Origin of the sequence: Serratia myotis (assembly GCF_027474885.1) — a bacterium.
In the GTDB taxonomy this organism is placed as follows: Bacteria; Pseudomonadota; Gammaproteobacteria; order Enterobacterales; family Enterobacteriaceae; genus Serratia; species Serratia proteamaculans.
The window spans coordinates 5,031,672-5,047,350 of sequence record NZ_CP099707.1 but is presented as its reverse complement, the minus strand read 5'-3'; the positions used below and the strand labels follow the sequence as shown (position 1 = coordinate 5,047,350).

The 15,679-nt window shown below is 57.5% G+C and carries 10 protein-coding genes; 4 read left to right on the top strand and 6 right to left on the bottom strand.

Features of this window, described 5'->3' with window-relative positions; translation table 11 throughout:
- The first annotated feature begins 357 nt into the window (after nt 1-357).
- The 3 genes from aceB to aceK all read left to right on the top strand — a co-directional run bounded on the left by aceB (nt 358) and on the right by aceK (nt 5,135).
- On the top strand, nt 358-1,956 hold the full coding sequence (gene aceB / locus NHG65_RS23680) for a malate synthase A (protein WP_499182743.1): 1,599 nt from the start codon (nt 358-360) through the stop codon (nt 1,954-1,956).
- Nucleotides 1,957-2,002: 46 nt separating this feature from the next.
- Entirely contained in the window at nt 2,003-3,310 is a 1,308-nt protein-coding gene (gene aceA / locus NHG65_RS23675) for an isocitrate lyase (protein WP_499182742.1), read from the top strand.
- Between the two features lie 70 nt (nt 3,311-3,380).
- A complete protein-coding gene (aceK, locus tag NHG65_RS23670; protein WP_499182741.1) occupies nt 3,381-5,135 on the top strand; it encodes a bifunctional isocitrate dehydrogenase kinase/phosphatase in 1,755 nt (584 codons plus the stop codon).
- 30 nt (nt 5,136-5,165) lie between these two features.
- Here aceK and NHG65_RS23665 read toward each other — a convergent pair whose 3' ends face one another.
- The 5 genes from NHG65_RS23665 to iclR form a co-directional block, all read right to left on the bottom strand.
- Nucleotides 5,166-5,807, bottom strand: a complete 642-nt coding sequence (locus tag NHG65_RS23665; RefSeq protein ID WP_115183629.1) for a bifunctional 4-hydroxy-2-oxoglutarate aldolase/2-dehydro-3-deoxy-phosphogluconate aldolase — start codon at nt 5,805-5,807, stop codon at nt 5,166-5,168.
- A gap of 56 nt (nt 5,808-5,863) precedes the next feature.
- Complete coding sequence (gene edd, locus NHG65_RS23660; protein ID WP_499182740.1) at nt 5,864-7,678, bottom strand: phosphogluconate dehydratase; 1,815 nt, start codon at nt 7,676-7,678, stop codon at nt 5,864-5,866.
- 110 nt (nt 7,679-7,788) lie between these two features.
- Nucleotides 7,789-9,126: a gluconate transporter gene (gene gntU / locus NHG65_RS23655; RefSeq protein ID WP_099065623.1), complete on the bottom strand. Its 1,338-nt coding sequence runs from the start codon at nt 9,124-9,126 to the stop codon at nt 7,789-7,791.
- A complete protein-coding gene (gntK, locus tag NHG65_RS23650) occupies nt 9,123-9,662 on the bottom strand; it encodes a gluconokinase (RefSeq protein ID WP_099065624.1) in 540 nt (179 codons plus the stop codon). The genes gntU and gntK overlap by 4 nt, the downstream gene beginning before the upstream one ends.
- Before the next feature lie 249 nt (nt 9,663-9,911).
- Nucleotides 9,912-10,742, bottom strand: coding sequence for a glyoxylate bypass operon transcriptional repressor IclR (gene iclR, locus NHG65_RS23645; protein ID WP_099065625.1), 831 nt, complete (start codon nt 10,740-10,742; stop codon nt 9,912-9,914).
- Between the two features lie 372 nt (nt 10,743-11,114).
- Between iclR and metH the strand changes: the two genes are divergently transcribed.
- Complete coding sequence (metH, locus tag NHG65_RS23640) at nt 11,115-14,795, top strand: methionine synthase (protein WP_499182739.1); 3,681 nt, start codon at nt 11,115-11,117, stop codon at nt 14,793-14,795.
- Nucleotides 14,796-14,831: 36 nt separating this feature from the next.
- Here the strand turns inward: metH and NHG65_RS23635 are convergent, their stop codons facing one another.
- Nucleotides 14,832-15,542 carry a UTRA domain-containing protein gene (locus tag NHG65_RS23635; protein ID WP_499182738.1) on the bottom strand — a complete coding sequence of 237 codons (711 nt, stop codon included), beginning with the start codon at nt 15,540-15,542 and terminating at the stop codon, nt 14,832-14,834.
- Nucleotides 15,543-15,679 lie beyond the last annotated feature (137 nt).

The following is a 15,679-nucleotide window of genomic DNA, read 5'->3' as shown; positions in this document are numbered from 1 at the left end:
GGCCGCCGACGTCACTTATCCCTCATCTGCATCCCTTCTTTTCTTCTCTATTCTAGTAAAAGTCATTTCCTAACAATCACTTAAATTAATTCTTGGCAGTTTATGGAACCGGTTTCCTTACTGGTACTTATTGTTATCTATATTAACCAATTGATAACAAAGGGTTAATAAAATATTTTATAATAAAATGGAAATCGTTTTTGATTTTTATTTTTAGTTGGGTATTCTTAGATCCAGAGAGAAGAGATCTGACCAGTTAAGGATCGTTTTATCGGCCCTGATCCACACTGATTTTTGATGAAGATGCGCCGGGCTGGCTAGCGGCAGCGGTGCGCAACGATGGGAAGGAGCAAGACAATGACGCAACAGATAGTAGGCACGGAGTTAACGTTTACGCAGGGTTTCACCGCTGCTGAGCGACAGGTGTTGACGGATGACGCGGTCGAATTCCTGGCGGAACTGGTGAGTAAGTTTACTCCACAGCGCAACAAACTATTGGCTGCGCGCGCCTGCTGGCAGCAGAAGATCGATCAAGGCGATCTTCCAGACTTCATTTCGGAAACTACTTCCATTCGTAATGGTGAGTGGTCTGTCCGCGGCATACCTGAGGATTTGCGCGACCGCCGGGTGGAAATCACCGGTCCGGTTGAACGCAAGATGGTGATCAACGCCCTGAACGCCAATGTGAAGGTGTTTATGGCGGACTTCGAAGATTCACTGGCGCCGAGCTGGGACAAAGTGATCGATGGTCAAATCAACCTGCATGATGCGGTGAACGGCACCATCTCTTATACCAATGAAGCCGGCAAGATTTATCAGCTGAAGCCGAACCCAGCGGTATTGATTGCTCGCGTACGCGGCCTGCATTTGCCGGAAAAACACGTGCAATGGCAGGGGGAAGCGATCCCGGGTGGCCTGTTCGATTTTGCGCTGTATTTCTTCCATAACTATCGTCAATTGCTGGCCAAAGGCAGTGGTCCTTATTTCTACCTGCCGAAAACTCAGTCCTGGCAGGAAGCGGCCTGGTGGAGCGAAGTCTTCAGCTTTGCCGAAGATCGTTTCTCCCTGCCACGTGGCACCATCAAAGCCACGGTGCTGATCGAAACGCTGCCGGCGGTATTCCAGATGGACGAGATCCTCTACCACTTGCGCGATCATATCGTCGGTTTGAACTGCGGCCGTTGGGATTACATCTTCAGCTATATCAAGACGCTGAAAAATCATGCCGACCGCGTATTGCCGGATCGTCAGTCGGTCACCATGGACAAGTCATTCCTTAGCGCCTACTCCCGCTTGCTGATCAAGACCTGCCATAAGCGCGGTGCCTTTGCCATGGGCGGTATGGCGGCGTTTATCCCGAGCAAAGACGCGGAGAAAAATGCCTGGGTGCTGAACAAGGTCCGGGCGGATAAAGAGCTGGAAGCCAATAACGGCCACGACGGTACCTGGGTGGCACATCCAGGCCTGGCGGATACCGTCATGGAAGTGTTCAGCCGGGTACTCGGTGAGCGCCGCAACCAACTGGAAGTGCTGCGTGAAAACGACGCGCCAATCAGTGCTGCGCAGCTGCTGGAACCTTGTGACGGTGAACGTACCGAAGCCGGCATGCGGGCCAATATCCGCGTGGCGGTGCAATACATCGAGGCCTGGATCTCCGGCAATGGTTGCGTGCCGATTTACGGCCTGATGGAAGATGCGGCGACGGCAGAGATTTCCCGAACCTCTATCTGGCAGTGGATCCACCACGAAAAGAGCCTGAGCGATGGCCAACTGGTCACCAAGGCACTGTTTCGCCAGATGTTGAAAGAAGAAATGTTGGTGGTACGTGAAGAGTTGGGTGAGGCGCGCTTTAACGCTGGCCGGTTCGAAGAAGCCGCGCGTCTGATGGAACGTATCACTACGCAAGACGAATTAATCGATTTCCTGACTTTACCTGGCTATGAGCTGCTGGCCTGAACCTGTTCCTGACCATTAACCCTACATTATGAAAAGGATAAAAATTATGTCTACCTCTCGTGCTCAACAGATCCAACAGCTGGAACAGGAATGGAAATCGGCCCGCTGGGAAGGTGTCACCCGCCCGTACAGCGCGGAAGACGTGATTAATCTGCGCGGTTCGGTTAACCCGGTCTGCACGCTGGCGCAGAACGGTGCCGCCAAACTGTGGGAACTGCTGCACGGTAAATCACGCAAAGGTTATGTCAACAGCCTGGGGGCACTGACCGGCGGTCAGGCGTTGCAGCAGGCCAAGGCTGGCGTCGAGGCGATTTACCTGTCCGGCTGGCAGGTGGCGGCCGATGCCAACACCGCGTCTGCGATGTACCCGGACCAGTCACTGTATCCGGTTGATTCCGTACCGGGCGTGGTTGAGCGCATCAACAATACCTTCCGCCGCGCCGATCAGATCCAGTGGGCTAACAAAATTGAACCGGGCAGCAAAGGCTACACCGACTACTTCCTGCCGATCGTGGCCGATGCCGAAGCCGGCTTTGGCGGCGTGCTGAATGCCTTCGAACTGATGAAGGCGATGATTGAGGCCGGTGCTGCCGGGGTGCACTTCGAAGACCAACTGGCGGCGGTGAAAAAATGCGGTCATATGGGCGGCAAAGTGCTGGTGCCAACCCAGGAAGCGATCCAGAAGCTGGTTGCTGCACGTTTGGCGGCCGACGTACTTGGTGTGCCGACGCTGGTGATTGCGCGTACCGATGCCGATGCTGCCGATTTGCTGACCTCTGACTGCGATCCTTACGACCGCGAGTTTGTTTCCGGTGAGCGCACCGCCGAAGGTTTCTTCCGCACTCATGCTGGTGTTGAGCAGGCGATCAGCCGTGGCCTGGCATATTGCCCGTACGCTGACCTGGTGTGGTGCGAGACTTCCACGCCGGATCTGCAGGCGGCCAAGCGCTTTGCCGATGCGATCCATGCCAAATTCCCGGGCAAACTGTTGGCTTACAACTGCTCGCCGTCATTCAACTGGAAAAAGAACCTGGACGATCAGACTATCGCTCGCTTCCAGGAAGAGCTGTCGGCGATGGGCTACAAATACCAGTTCATCACGCTGGCAGGTATTCACAGCATGTGGTTCAACATGTTTGACCTGGCGCACGCCTATGCGCAGGGTGAGGGCATGAAGCACTACGTCGAGAAAGTACAGCAGCCGGAATTCGACGCCGTGGCACGCGGTTACACCTTTGCCTCACACCAGCAGGAAGTGGGCACCGGTTACTTCGACAAGGTGACTACCATTATTCAGGGCGGTACTTCATCGGTTACCGCGCTGACCGGTTCGACGGAAGAACAGCAGTTCTGAGGCGGCAACGCTGACAAGTGGTAACCCGGAGCCTGCTTATGCAGGCTCTATTTTCTGGCGGGAGGTAAGGATGGCGGCAAAACTGGAGCTGTTGATTGCGCAGACGATCCTGCAGGGCTTTGATGCACAGTACGGCCGCTTCCTGGAGGTGACCGCCGGTGCGCAGCAGCGTTTTGAGCGGGCGGACTGGCCGGCAGTGCAGCAGGCGATGAAAAAGCGTATCCACCTGTATGATCACCACGTCGGCCTGGTGGTAGAGCAACTGAAGTGCATCACCGGGCAAAAGTATTTTGATGCAGATTTCCCCAGCCGGGTGAAGGCGGTGTATACCGATTTACTGCCGGAGTACCCGCGCTTTGAGATTGCCGAAAGCTTTTTTAATTCCGTCTACTGTCGGCTGTTCCGGCACCGCGATCTGACGCCGGAAAAACTGTTCGTTTTCAGCTCCCAGCCGGAAGGGCGCTTTCGCGACATCCCGCGTCCTCTGTCACGCGATTTCACCGCCAACGGCGACGTCTCGGCGATGCTGTACAACCTGCTGACCGACTTGCCTCTGCGGTTGCCGTGGGAAAACTTATCGCGTGATATTGATTACATCACCCAGGCGTTGCAGCAAAGCTTCAGTGCGCAGCAGTTGGCAGGAGCGACGTTCCAAATCGCCAACGAGCTGTTTTACCGTAACAAAGCGGCCTGGTTGGTAGGTAAGCTGCGAGTGGCAGACCGGGTCTATCCTTTCCTGTTGCCGATCCACCACAGTGATTCTGGCGCTTTGTTTATTGATACCTGTCTGACCAGCAAGGCCGAGGCCAGCATCGTGTTCGGCTTCGCCCGTTCTTATTTTATGGTTTACGCTCCCCTGCCGGCGGCGATGGTCGAGTGGGTGCGCGAAATCCTGCCGGGCAAAACCACCGCCGAGCTGTATATGGCGATCGGCTGCCAGAAGCACGGGAAAACAGAATGTTACCGCGAGTACCTGACGTTTATGAGCGGTTCGCAGGAGCAGTTCATCATCGCGCCAGGGGTCAAGGGCATGGTGATGCTGGTCTTTACCCTGCCGTCGTTCGATCGGGTGTTCAAGGTGATCAAGGATGAGTTTGCGCCGCAAAAAGAGGTGACGCAGGCGCAGGTCATGGCGTGCTACCAACTGGTAAAGGAACACGATCGCGTGGGGCGCATGGCGGATACTCAGGAGTACGAAAATTTTGTCGTCGACAAGGCGCGTCTCAGTCCGGAATTATTGGCGGAACTGCAGCGTGAGGTGCCGGACAAGCTGGAGGATCTGGGGGATCGCATCGCGATCAAGCATCTGTATATGGAACGCCGCATGACGCCGCTGAATCTGTATCTGGAGCAGGCTGATGAACAACAGATGCGTGACGCGATAGAAGAATACGGTAATGCGATCAAGCAACTGGCCGCCGCCAATATTTTCCCCGGCGACATGCTGTTCAAGAACTTCGGCGTGACCCGGCACGGACGAGTGGTGTTCTACGATTACGATGAGATTTGCTACATGACCGAGGTCAATTTCCGCGATATTCCGCCGCCGCGCTACCCGGAAGATGAGTTGGCCAGCGAACCCTGGTACAGCGTGTCACCCAATGATGTGTTTCCGGAGGAGTTCAGGCACTTTTTGTGTGGCGACCGGCGCATCCGGCAGGTGTTTGAAGAGATGCATCGCGACCTGTTCGAGGCCGATTATTGGCGCGGGTTGCAACAGCGCATCCGTGATGGGCATGTGGAGGACGTGTTTGCTTACCGTAAAAAACGCCGTTTCAGCCAGCGCAGTGGGGCGGCGCTACCTGCGACCTCGGCCACGGCTTAAGGGCGCAGTTTATCACCGCGCCCAATACGATTAAGCTTTCGCCCCCGCAACGGCGGCGCGCGCCAATTCGGTGATGCGTGCGTAGTCGCCGCTTTCCAGCGCATCTGCCGGTACCAGCCAGGAGCCGCCGATGCACAGCACGCTTTTCAGCGCCAAATAGTCACGGTAATTATTCGGTGAAATGCCACCGGTTGGGCAGAAGCGCACCTGTGGGAACGGGCCGCTGATAGCCTGCAGCGCTTTCACGCCCCCGTTGGCTTCCGCCGGGAAGAACTTAAACTCACGCAGGCCGTGATCCATGCCCAGCATCAGTTCCGACACGGTGCAGATACCGGGAATTAACGGGATTGAACCGGCAGTGGCTGCTTTCAGCAGATCGGCGGTCAGGCCCGGGCTGATGGCAAACTGAGCGCCGGCATCGGTCACTTCCTGCAACTGCTGTGGATTAATGACGGTACCGGCACCGATAATCGCATCGGGCACTTCTTTGGCAATGGCGCGGATCGCGTCCATCGCGCAGGCGGTGCGCAGGGTGACTTCCAATACCCGCACGCCTCCGGCTACCAGGGCTTTCGCTAAGGGGACTGCATGTTCCAGCTTGTTGATGACGATCACCGGGACTACCGGTCCGGCCATCAGGATCTGTTCTGCGCTTGTCTTCCAATTTTTCATTAACGGTTCTCTCCAGTTATGGCCGCCGCCTTCGGGCTGCACGGCCATGCTATCGGTTAAAATTTAATACAGCAGGCGCCCTGTTCGGCCCCGGAAAGCTGGCTGCGCAAGGCACCGAACAGTTCGCGGCCACAGCCGATATGTTCTGCGCTCAGGTCGGGCTGGTAAGGCGCACGCTGGGCCAACTGCTCGGCATCGACCAATAATGCCAGCTCGCCAGTGCGGCCGTTCACGCGGATCAGGTCGCCGTTTTGCACCTTGGCCAACATGCCGCCGGTGTAGGCTTCCGGGGTCACGTGGATGGCGGAAGGCACTTTGCCGGAAGCGCCGGACAGGCGGCCATCGGTCACCAGCGCCACTTTAAATCCACGGTCCATCAGTACGCCCAGTGGTGGCATCAGCTTGTGCAGTTCGGGCATGCCGTTGGCCTGTGGTCCCTGGAAGCGCACTACCACCACACAATCGCGATCCAGCTTGCCGGCTTCAAACGCCGGAACAATGTCATGCTGACTTTCAAATACTACTGCCGGCGCTTCGATAATCTGGTTGTCCGTCGGTACCGCCGAGGTTTTCATGACCGCCCGGCCGAGGTTACCGGCTAACACTTTGGTACCGCCGTGATGCTCGAAAGGCTCATCTACGCTGGCGATCACCTTGGCATCGAGCGACGTCTCCGTCCCTTCACGCCAGGCCAGTTGGCCATTGTCCAGCCACGGCTCCTGGGTGTAGCGCGCCAGGCCAAAACCGGCCACGGTGTGCACGTCTTCGTGCAGCAGGCCGTGCTTTAACAGTTCGCGTACCACCAGGGCTACGCCACCAGATGCCTGGAATTGGTTGATGTCCGCCGGGCCGTTCGGGTAGATACGGCACAACAGCGGCACGGCGTCCGACAGCTCGGAGAAGTCGTCCCAGTTGATAATGATACCGGCGGCGCGAGCCATGGCCACCATATGCATGGTCAGGTTGGTGGAGCCGCCGGTGGCCAGCAGCGCCACGATGCCGTTCACCACCACTTTTTCATCCATCAGTTGGCCGATCGGCAGATAGTTGCCAGCAGTCTCGGTCAGGCGGGTCACCTGACGGGCGGCGGCGTCGGTCAGCGCATCGCGCAGCGGTGTATCCGGATGCACGAAGGAAGCGCCCGGCAGATGCAGCCCCATCACTTCCATCACCATCTGGTTGGTGTTGGCGGTGCCGTAGAAGGTGCAGGTGCCGATGCCGTGATAGGAGGCGGCTTCGGCCTCCAGTAGTGCCAGACGGTCAGCCTTGCCTTCGGCATACAGTTGGCGTACCCGTACTTTCTCTTTGTTCGGCAAGCCGCTGCTCATCGGGCCGGCGGGCACAAACAGCGACGGTAAGTGGCCGAAGGACAGGGCCGACATCACCAGCCCCGGGACGATTTTGTCGCAGATGCCGAGGAACAATGCGCCGTCGAACATATTGTGCGACAGGCCGATGGCGGAGGACATGGCGATCACGTCGCGGCTCATCAGCGACAGCTCCATGCCGTCCTGCCCCTGGGTCACACCGTCGCACATGGCCGGTACACCACCGGCCACCTGACCGACAGCACCCACCGCGTGCAGCGCCTGCTTCAGCCGCTGCGGGTAGTTTTCGTAAGGCTGGTGGGCGGACAACATGTCGTTATAGGCGGTAATGATGGCGATATCGCTGTGCACCATGTTTTTCAGCGCGGTTTTATCATCCGGTTGGCAGGCGGCGAAGCCGTGCGCCAGGTTGCCGCAGGCCAGTTGTGCACGATGTACGGTTTGTGAACGAGCCGCCTCAATGCGTGCCAGATAGGCGGCACGGCTATGTTTGGAACGGTCGATGATGCGTTGTGTGACACGGGATAGGGTTGGATTAATCATACCTTCCTCACATGCTATTGTTATAGACGCCGCCTGTGGCGGTGCCCCCGGTGGTGGTTTGCGGCCCTGATGTGCAAAGGCCGGGGGCGTTGTTATGTCGTTATGGTGTTTTAAAACAGGGTGAACGCGACCATGCCGATGATGCCGCCCACGCTGCCCAGAATGGTTTCCATCACCGTCCAGGTTTTCAGCGTTTGCAGTTCATTGGCCCCGGTAAATTTACCGAACAGCCAGAAGCCGGCGTCATTGACGTGGCTGAGCACGATAGACCCACCGGCAATACAGATTGCCAGTGCGGCCAGTTGTCCGCCGCCGAGCCCCAGTTGACTGGTTACCGGCAGCACCAGGCCGACGGTGGTCAGACAGGCCACGGTGGCGGAGCCCTGGATCACCCGCACCATGGCGGACAATACAAAGGCTGCGACGGCGATCGGCAGACCGGTGCCGATCATGGCGTCACCCAGTGCCGGGCCGACGCCGGAATCCACCAGGATCTGTTTGAATACGCCCCCGGCACCGGTCATCAGCAGGATGATCCCGGCGGGCTGGACCGCCGCAGAGCAGATGGCCAGCGTTTGCTCGTTGGTCATGCCGCGTGGTTTTGCCAGGCCATAAATCACGATTAAACAGGCGACTAAAATGGCGATAAACGGGTGGCCAATAAACTCCAGCCACTGTTGTAACGGCGAGCCAGGCGTGACCAGGCGGGCACCAATGGTTTTCATGCCGACCAGCACCAGTGGGCAGAGTACCAGCGCCAGGCTAAGGCCAAATGACGGCAGGTTGGCGGTATTCAGCGTCGGTTCGTTTTCATCCGCCGGCATTGACCAGTTAACATAGCGACTGATAAAGCTGCCGTACAACGGGCCTGCAATCAGCATGCCGAGAACCGCGGCGACCAGGCCGATGGCGATCATCCAGCCGAAATCGGCCTTCATTTGCGACGCCAGCAGCATCGGTACCGGCCCCGGCAGCAAGAATGAAGCGGCGGCGGCGACACCGGCAAACAGCGGAATGGCCAGCTTAACGATGTTGCCGTCGGTACGGCGCGCCACGGCAAACACGATGCCGATCAGCAGCACTACGGCCACGTCAAAGAACAGCGGTAGGGCACAGATCAAACCGGCGATACCGAGCGCGTAATGAGCCTTGCTCTGGCCGAAACGTTTCAGCAAATGCGCCGCAATTTGATCCAGTGCACCGACCTCGTGCAGTATCTTGCCGAACATTGCCCCCAGTGCCACCACGATGGCCAGGAAGCCCAGCGTGTCGCCCATACCTTTTTGCATGGTATCGGCGATGCGGTCGAGCGGCATGCCGGAGAAGATCCCGGCAGCGATAGACACCAGCATTAACGCAACGAAGGCGTGCATACGCGCCTTCATCACCAGAAACAGCAGTAAGAGAACCGAGCCGACTGCGGTACCGACCAGCGTTACAGTATTCACGCGCACACGTCCTGTGGCAGGAAGCTCTGGATATGCCGAACGGTGTCGGCGATCACGCCTTCCAGCGGTTGGTTGATGTCCACAGACATCACATCGCTCTCGTCTGCTCCCGGCTGTTCCAGTGCGGCAAACTGCGTCACCAGCATCTGCGGTTTGAAGAAGTGGCCGTTACGTGCTGCCAGACGGGCTTCGATCACCGGGAAGTCACCGTGCAGGTAAATGAACGACAGGTTACCATTACCGGCGCGCAGGCGATCGCGGTAGTGTTTTTTCAGCGCTGAGCAGACGATGACCGAGACATTATTGGTGCGTTGCATGGCGAAGGCGGCATCGTTGAGTGCAGCCAGCCACGGGGCACGATCTTCATCGTTCAGCGGTTCACCGGCGGCCATTTTCAGGATATTGCTACGCGGGTGCAGAAAATCGCCGTCGAGGAACCCGGCGGACAGTTGGCGGGCCGCTGCGGCGGCCACGGCGGACTTACCGCTGCCGGAAACGCCCATAATGACGTAAATACGGTTTTGATTATTGGTCATGGCTTAGCTCCAAAACGACAAGTGGCGTTACCCTGCGCTAATTGTTACCGGTAACATGTTATCGGTAACATTGTCGAAGGAAGTTTCGCCGGTTGCAATGGGCTTTCGCAGGCAGGATCGTTATCTGTGATCGGCTTCAAGTTTTTATTGGGCGGGATAAACAGGATCGGTACAGCGTTTTACATGCTGACAACAGCAGAGGGCGAAACAGGCCGGGGCGCAGAAACTGCACCCCAGAGAGGGCTATGTTTAACGCACGCCGCCATATTCCAGGCTGATCTCTTTCGCCGCGTGGATCACTAACGCACCCAGCTCAATCACGCGGTTGTCGGTAATGCGTGACACCGGGCCGGAGATCGAGATAGCGGCGAAGGCTTCACGGTGCTCATCGAAGATGCAGGCCGCGACGCAGCGCAGGCCGAGCGCATGCTCTTCATCGTCAAAGGAAAAGCCCTGCTTGCGGATCTGCGCCAGACCTTCCTTCAGGTTGTGCGGCGTCAGGGTATGCTGGGTATAGGTTTGCATGCCCTTTTTATGCAGCAGTTTGGTGACCTGCTCATCCGACAGGGTGGAAAGAAAGGCTTTCCCGGCGCCGGAAGCGTGCATAGGCAGTTTGCCGCCGATCGGTGCCGACATGCGCATCAACGCGGTGCACTGCACCTGATCGATAATAATTGCCTGGTACTCGCTGGTATCCAGCACCGCCAGATTGACCGTCTCGCCGGACTCTTCCATCAGGCGGCGCAGCGTTGGGTGCACCATCGCCAGCAGGTTGCGGCTCTGCAGGAAGCTGCTGCCGACCACAAAGGCATGTGAGCCGATGGTCCACAGGCCCAGATCGCCCACCTGACGCACGAATCCCTGCTGTTGCATGGTGGTGAGCAGGCGGTGGGTGGTGGAATTGGGCAAGCCGGCCTGTTGGGCCAGATCGGTCAGTGCCACGTTACCCTGCGCTTCGGCAATGTATTCCAATAATTTCAGACCACGGGTCAACGACTGCACCTGGCCGGTGGGTGCACTGGCGGCCGGGGATGCAGCACGGGGCTTTTTGCCGCGTTTGGCAGGAGCAGGGGTGACCATATTTCACATTCCTTTTTCCGTATGATGGAATTCATTTTCGTTTTTTACGTATGAATTGCAAGCCATCAATCAGCTCATCGGATCTGTTGTCCGGCAACCTGAAAAACTCTCAATTAGCGCTCGCCCCTTTGCCACCACAACCTGTGCTAGGATGGCCGATACCCGTCGCCTTTCAAGCTGTAGTGTTGTTACCTGCGCTCGTTCACCCCAGTCACTTACTTTAGTAAGCTCCAGGGGATGAAAGAGCTGGGCGCCTAGCTGCAACTTGAAATCCATAGGGTATGTAACATTTGGGTGATGGTGAAATAGTGATCTGGCGATTTCACACAGTGGTTAGTACTGCAGTGGTTTGAAAGATAAAGGGGATGAGGAGTGACAAATCGAGTAGAACAACTGCGCCGGCAGTTAGCGCAGCGAATTTTAGTGTTGGACGGCGGCATGGGCACCATGATCCAGAGCTATCGTCTGGAAGAGAGCGACTTTCGTGGCGAACGTTTTGCCGACTGGCAGAGCGATCTGAAAGGCAATAACGACCTGCTGGTGTTGACCAAGCCGGAAGTAATTACCGCCATTCACTACGGCTACCTGGAAGCCGGGGCCGATATTCTCGAAACCAATACCTTCAACTCCACGCCTATTGCCATGGCCGACTACCATATGGAGTCGCTGTCCGCTGAGATTAACTATCAGGCCGCCTGCCTGGCACGAGTTTGCGCCGATGAATGGACCGCACGCACGCCTGAGCAGCCACGTTACGTGGCCGGGGTGCTGGGGCCGACCAACCGCACCGCTTCTATTTCACCGAACGTCAACGATCCGGCGTTCCGTAATGTTTCTTTCGATGAGCTGGTGGAAGCCTACCGCGAATCGACGCGTGCACTGGTAGAAGGCGGTGTCGATCTGATCATGATCGAAACCATCTTCGATACCCTGAACGCCAAAGCCGCCGCCTTCGCGGTGGAAACCGAATTTGAAGCCCTGGGCGTTGCGCTGCCGATCATGATTTCCGGCACCATCACCGACGCTTCCGGCCGTACCCTGTCCGGCCAAACTACTGAAGCCTTCTATAACTCGATGCGTCACGTCAAGCCGCTGAGCTTTGGTCTGAACTGTGCGCTGGGCCCGGACGAACTGCGCCAATACGTTTCTGAGCTGTCGCGCATCTCGGAGAGCTACGTTACCGCTCACCCCAACGCCGGTTTGCCCAACGCCTTCGGTGAATACGATCTGGACGCGCAAGAGATGGCGAAACAGGTTGGCGAGTGGGCGAATGCCGGCTTCCTGAATATTATCGGTGGCTGTTGTGGCACCACGCCGGAACACATTGCCGCGATGGTCAAGGCAGTGGCGGGTGTACCGCCGCGTCAACTGCCGGAGATCCCGGTCGCCTGCCGTCTGGCTGGCCTTGAGCCGTTGAACATCGATGCCAAAACGCTGTTCGTCAACGTGGGCGAGCGCACCAACGTCACCGGTTCCGCCCGCTTTAAACGGCTGATCAAAGAAGAGAAATACAGCGAAGCGCTGGCCGTGGCCCGCCAGCAGGTGGAAAGCGGCGCACAGATTATCGACATCAACATGGATGAGGGGATGCTCGACGCCGAAGCGGCGATGGTGCGTTTCCTTAATCTGATCGCCGGTGAGCCGGATATTGCCCGCGTGCCGATCATGATCGACTCCTCCAAATGGTCGGTGATCGAGAAAGGCCTGAAGTGCATCCAGGGCAAAGGCATTGTTAACTCAATCTCGATGAAAGAGGGCGAAGAGGCCTTTATTCATCATGCCAAGCTGGTGCGCCGCTACGGTGCTGCGGTGGTGGTGATGGCATTTGACGAGGCAGGCCAGGCGGATACCCGCGAGCGCAAGTTCGAGATTTGTCGCCGCGCCTATAAAATCCTGACCGAGCGTGTTGGCTTCCCGCCGGAAGACATCATTTTTGACCCGAATATTTTTGCCGTCGCCACCGGTATCGATGAGCATAACAACTACGCCGTCGACTTTATCGAAGCCTGTGCCGACATCAAAACCCACCTGCCGCACGCGATGATCTCTGGTGGCGTTTCCAACGTCTCGTTTTCATTCCGTGGCAACGATCCGGTACGTGAGGCGATCCACGCGGTGTTCCTGTATCACGCGATCCGCAACGGCATGGACATGGGTATTGTTAACGCCGGGCAGTTGGCGATCTACGACGATCTCAGTGCCGAACTGCGCGAGGCGGTGGAGGATGTGATCCTCAACCGTCGTGACGATAGCACTGAGCGCCTGCTGGAACTGGCGGAAAAATACCGCGGCAGCAAAGACAACGAAGTGGCGGTACAGCAGGCGGAATGGCGCGGCTGGCCGGTCGAAAAGCGGTTGGAATATTCGCTGGTCAAAGGTATTACCGAGTTTATCGAACTGGATACTGAAGAAGCCCGGCAGAGAGCGGATCGCCCGATCGAAGTGATCGAAGGGCCGCTGATGGCGGGGATGAACGTGGTCGGTGACCTGTTCGGCGAAGGCAAAATGTTCCTGCCGCAGGTGGTGAAATCTGCCCGCGTCATGAAGCAGGCGGTGGCCTATCTGGAGCCGTACATCGAGGCCAGCAAAGAGAAAGGCTCTACGGCAGGCAAAATCCTGCTGGCGACGGTGAAGGGCGACGTGCACGACATCGGCAAAAACATCGTTGGCGTGGTACTGCAGTGCAACAACTACGAAATTGTCGATTTGGGCGTGATGGTGCCGACGGAGAAAATCCTCAGAACCGCGCGTGAGCAAAACGTGGACATCATCGGCCTGTCGGGGCTTATTACCCCGTCGCTGGATGAGATGGTCAACGTGGCAAAAGAGATGGAGCGTCAGGGCTTTACCCTGCCGTTGCTGATTGGTGGCGCGACGACCTCCAAGGCCCATACCGCGGTGAAGATTGAGCAGAACTACAGCGGATCAACCACCTACGTACAGAATGCCTCGCGCACCGTGGGCGTGGTATCGGCACTGCTTTCCGCCACCCAACGCGATGACTTTGTGGCGCGTACCCGTAAAGAATATGAAACCGTGCGTATCCAGCACGCGCGTAAAAAACCGCGTACCCCGCCGGTTGACCTGCAGAAAGCCCGTGATAACGCCATGGTGCTGGACTGGGAAAACTACCAGCCGCCGGTGCCAAAGCAGTTGGGTGTTTATCCGGTTGAGGTCGGCATTGAGACGCTGCGTCATTATATCGACTGGACGCCGTTCTTTATGACCTGGTCACTGGCGGGTAAATATCCGCGCATTCTGGAAGATGAAGTGGTGGGGGAAGAGGCCAAGCGACTGTTCGCCGATGCCAACCAGATGCTGGACCTGCTGGCTGCCAACGGCAGTCTCAACCCGCGTGGTGTCTATGGCCTGTTCCCGGCCAACCGCGTCGGCGACGACGTTGAGGTATATCGCGACGAGAACCGTGATGAGGTGCTGGTGGTCAGTCGCCACCTGCGTCAGCAGACCGAAAAAACCGATTTCCCGAACTACTGCCTGGCGGACTTTGTCGCGCCAAAAAGCAGCGGCAAGGCCGACTACTTCGGTGCCTTCGCGGTAACCGGTGGTCTGGAAGAGGATGAACTGGCGGCAGCCTATGATGCGCAGCACGATGATTACAATAAAATCATGGTCAAAGCGCTGTCGGATCGTCTGGCGGAGGCTTTTGCCGAGTACCTGCATGAGCAGGTGCGCAAGCTGCACTGGGGCTTCGCGACCGAAGAGAACCTGAGCAATGAAGAGCTGATCCGCGAAAACTATCAGGGCATCCGTCCGGCACCGGGCTATCCGGCCTGTCCAGAGCACACCGAGAAAGCGGAGATCTGGCGCCTGCTGGATGTTAACCGCCATACCGGCATGGTGTTGACCGAGTCCTTCGCCATGTGGCCGGGGGCGGCAGTGTCCGGCTGGTACTTCAGCCATCCGCAGAGCAAGTATTTTGCGGTGGCGCAGCTCCAGCGCGATCAGGTGGAAGACTATGCGGTGCGTAAAGGCATGAGCGTCAGCGAGGTTGAACGCTGGCTGGCCCCTAACCTCGGCTACGACGCCGACTGATCATCCTTCATTCGGGGCGCGCTGGCCGCGCCCCTGTCATTGTGCCTCCACGTCAATGTGCAGCGCGTCGTAACGCCAATATTCCAAATCACAATCAATCACCCGATCGTGCTGATCGCGGTTAACCCGGGTAATAAATAGCGCCGGGCTGCCGTAGGTCACTTTCAGCATTGCGGCTGCTTCCTGCGGCAGCAGGGTCGGCAGCATATCGAAACGTACTCGCCCATAGCGAATACCGTAGCGTTCGGCATATAGCCCGGTCAGCGACTGGGTTAAGTCTTCGTCCAGAATACCGGCAAAGTAGGCGGGATTGAGGTAGTGCTCACAGTACAACACCGCGCGGCCATCGATATAACGCAGCCGACGAATGCGGTAGACCTCGCTGCCGGGTGGCAAAACCAACCGTTGGCACAGCTCGCCGTACAGCGGCAGGGTGGCGGTGTCGATCACTTCGGTATGGGCATCACGCCCCTGCTGCTGCGCCATGGCGTGGAAATGGCTGCGCTGCAACGGGTTATACACCAGCCGGGGCGGCGAGATAAACCAGCCGCGCCTCACCTGACAGTAAATCACCCCCTGCGCCTCCAACTGGCCGAGCGCTTCCTGCAGCGTAATGCGTGTGGTGGAAAACTGTTCACTCAGGGCGCGTTCAGAAGGCAGTTTGCCATCGGCGCTGAATTCCCCGTTGGCGATACGGTTAGCCAGAGTCTGGCAAATCGTCGCCACGGTTGTTGTTCCTTCACTCATGCAACAGTTGCCCCATTTCAGTGCTTATCGCCCCAGTTAAGGTAGACCAACGGCAGCCCTGTGACGCACCAAATACGATAAAAATGCTGCTTTTTTACACTGACATATAATTATCACATTCGTCCGTTAGATTGGCT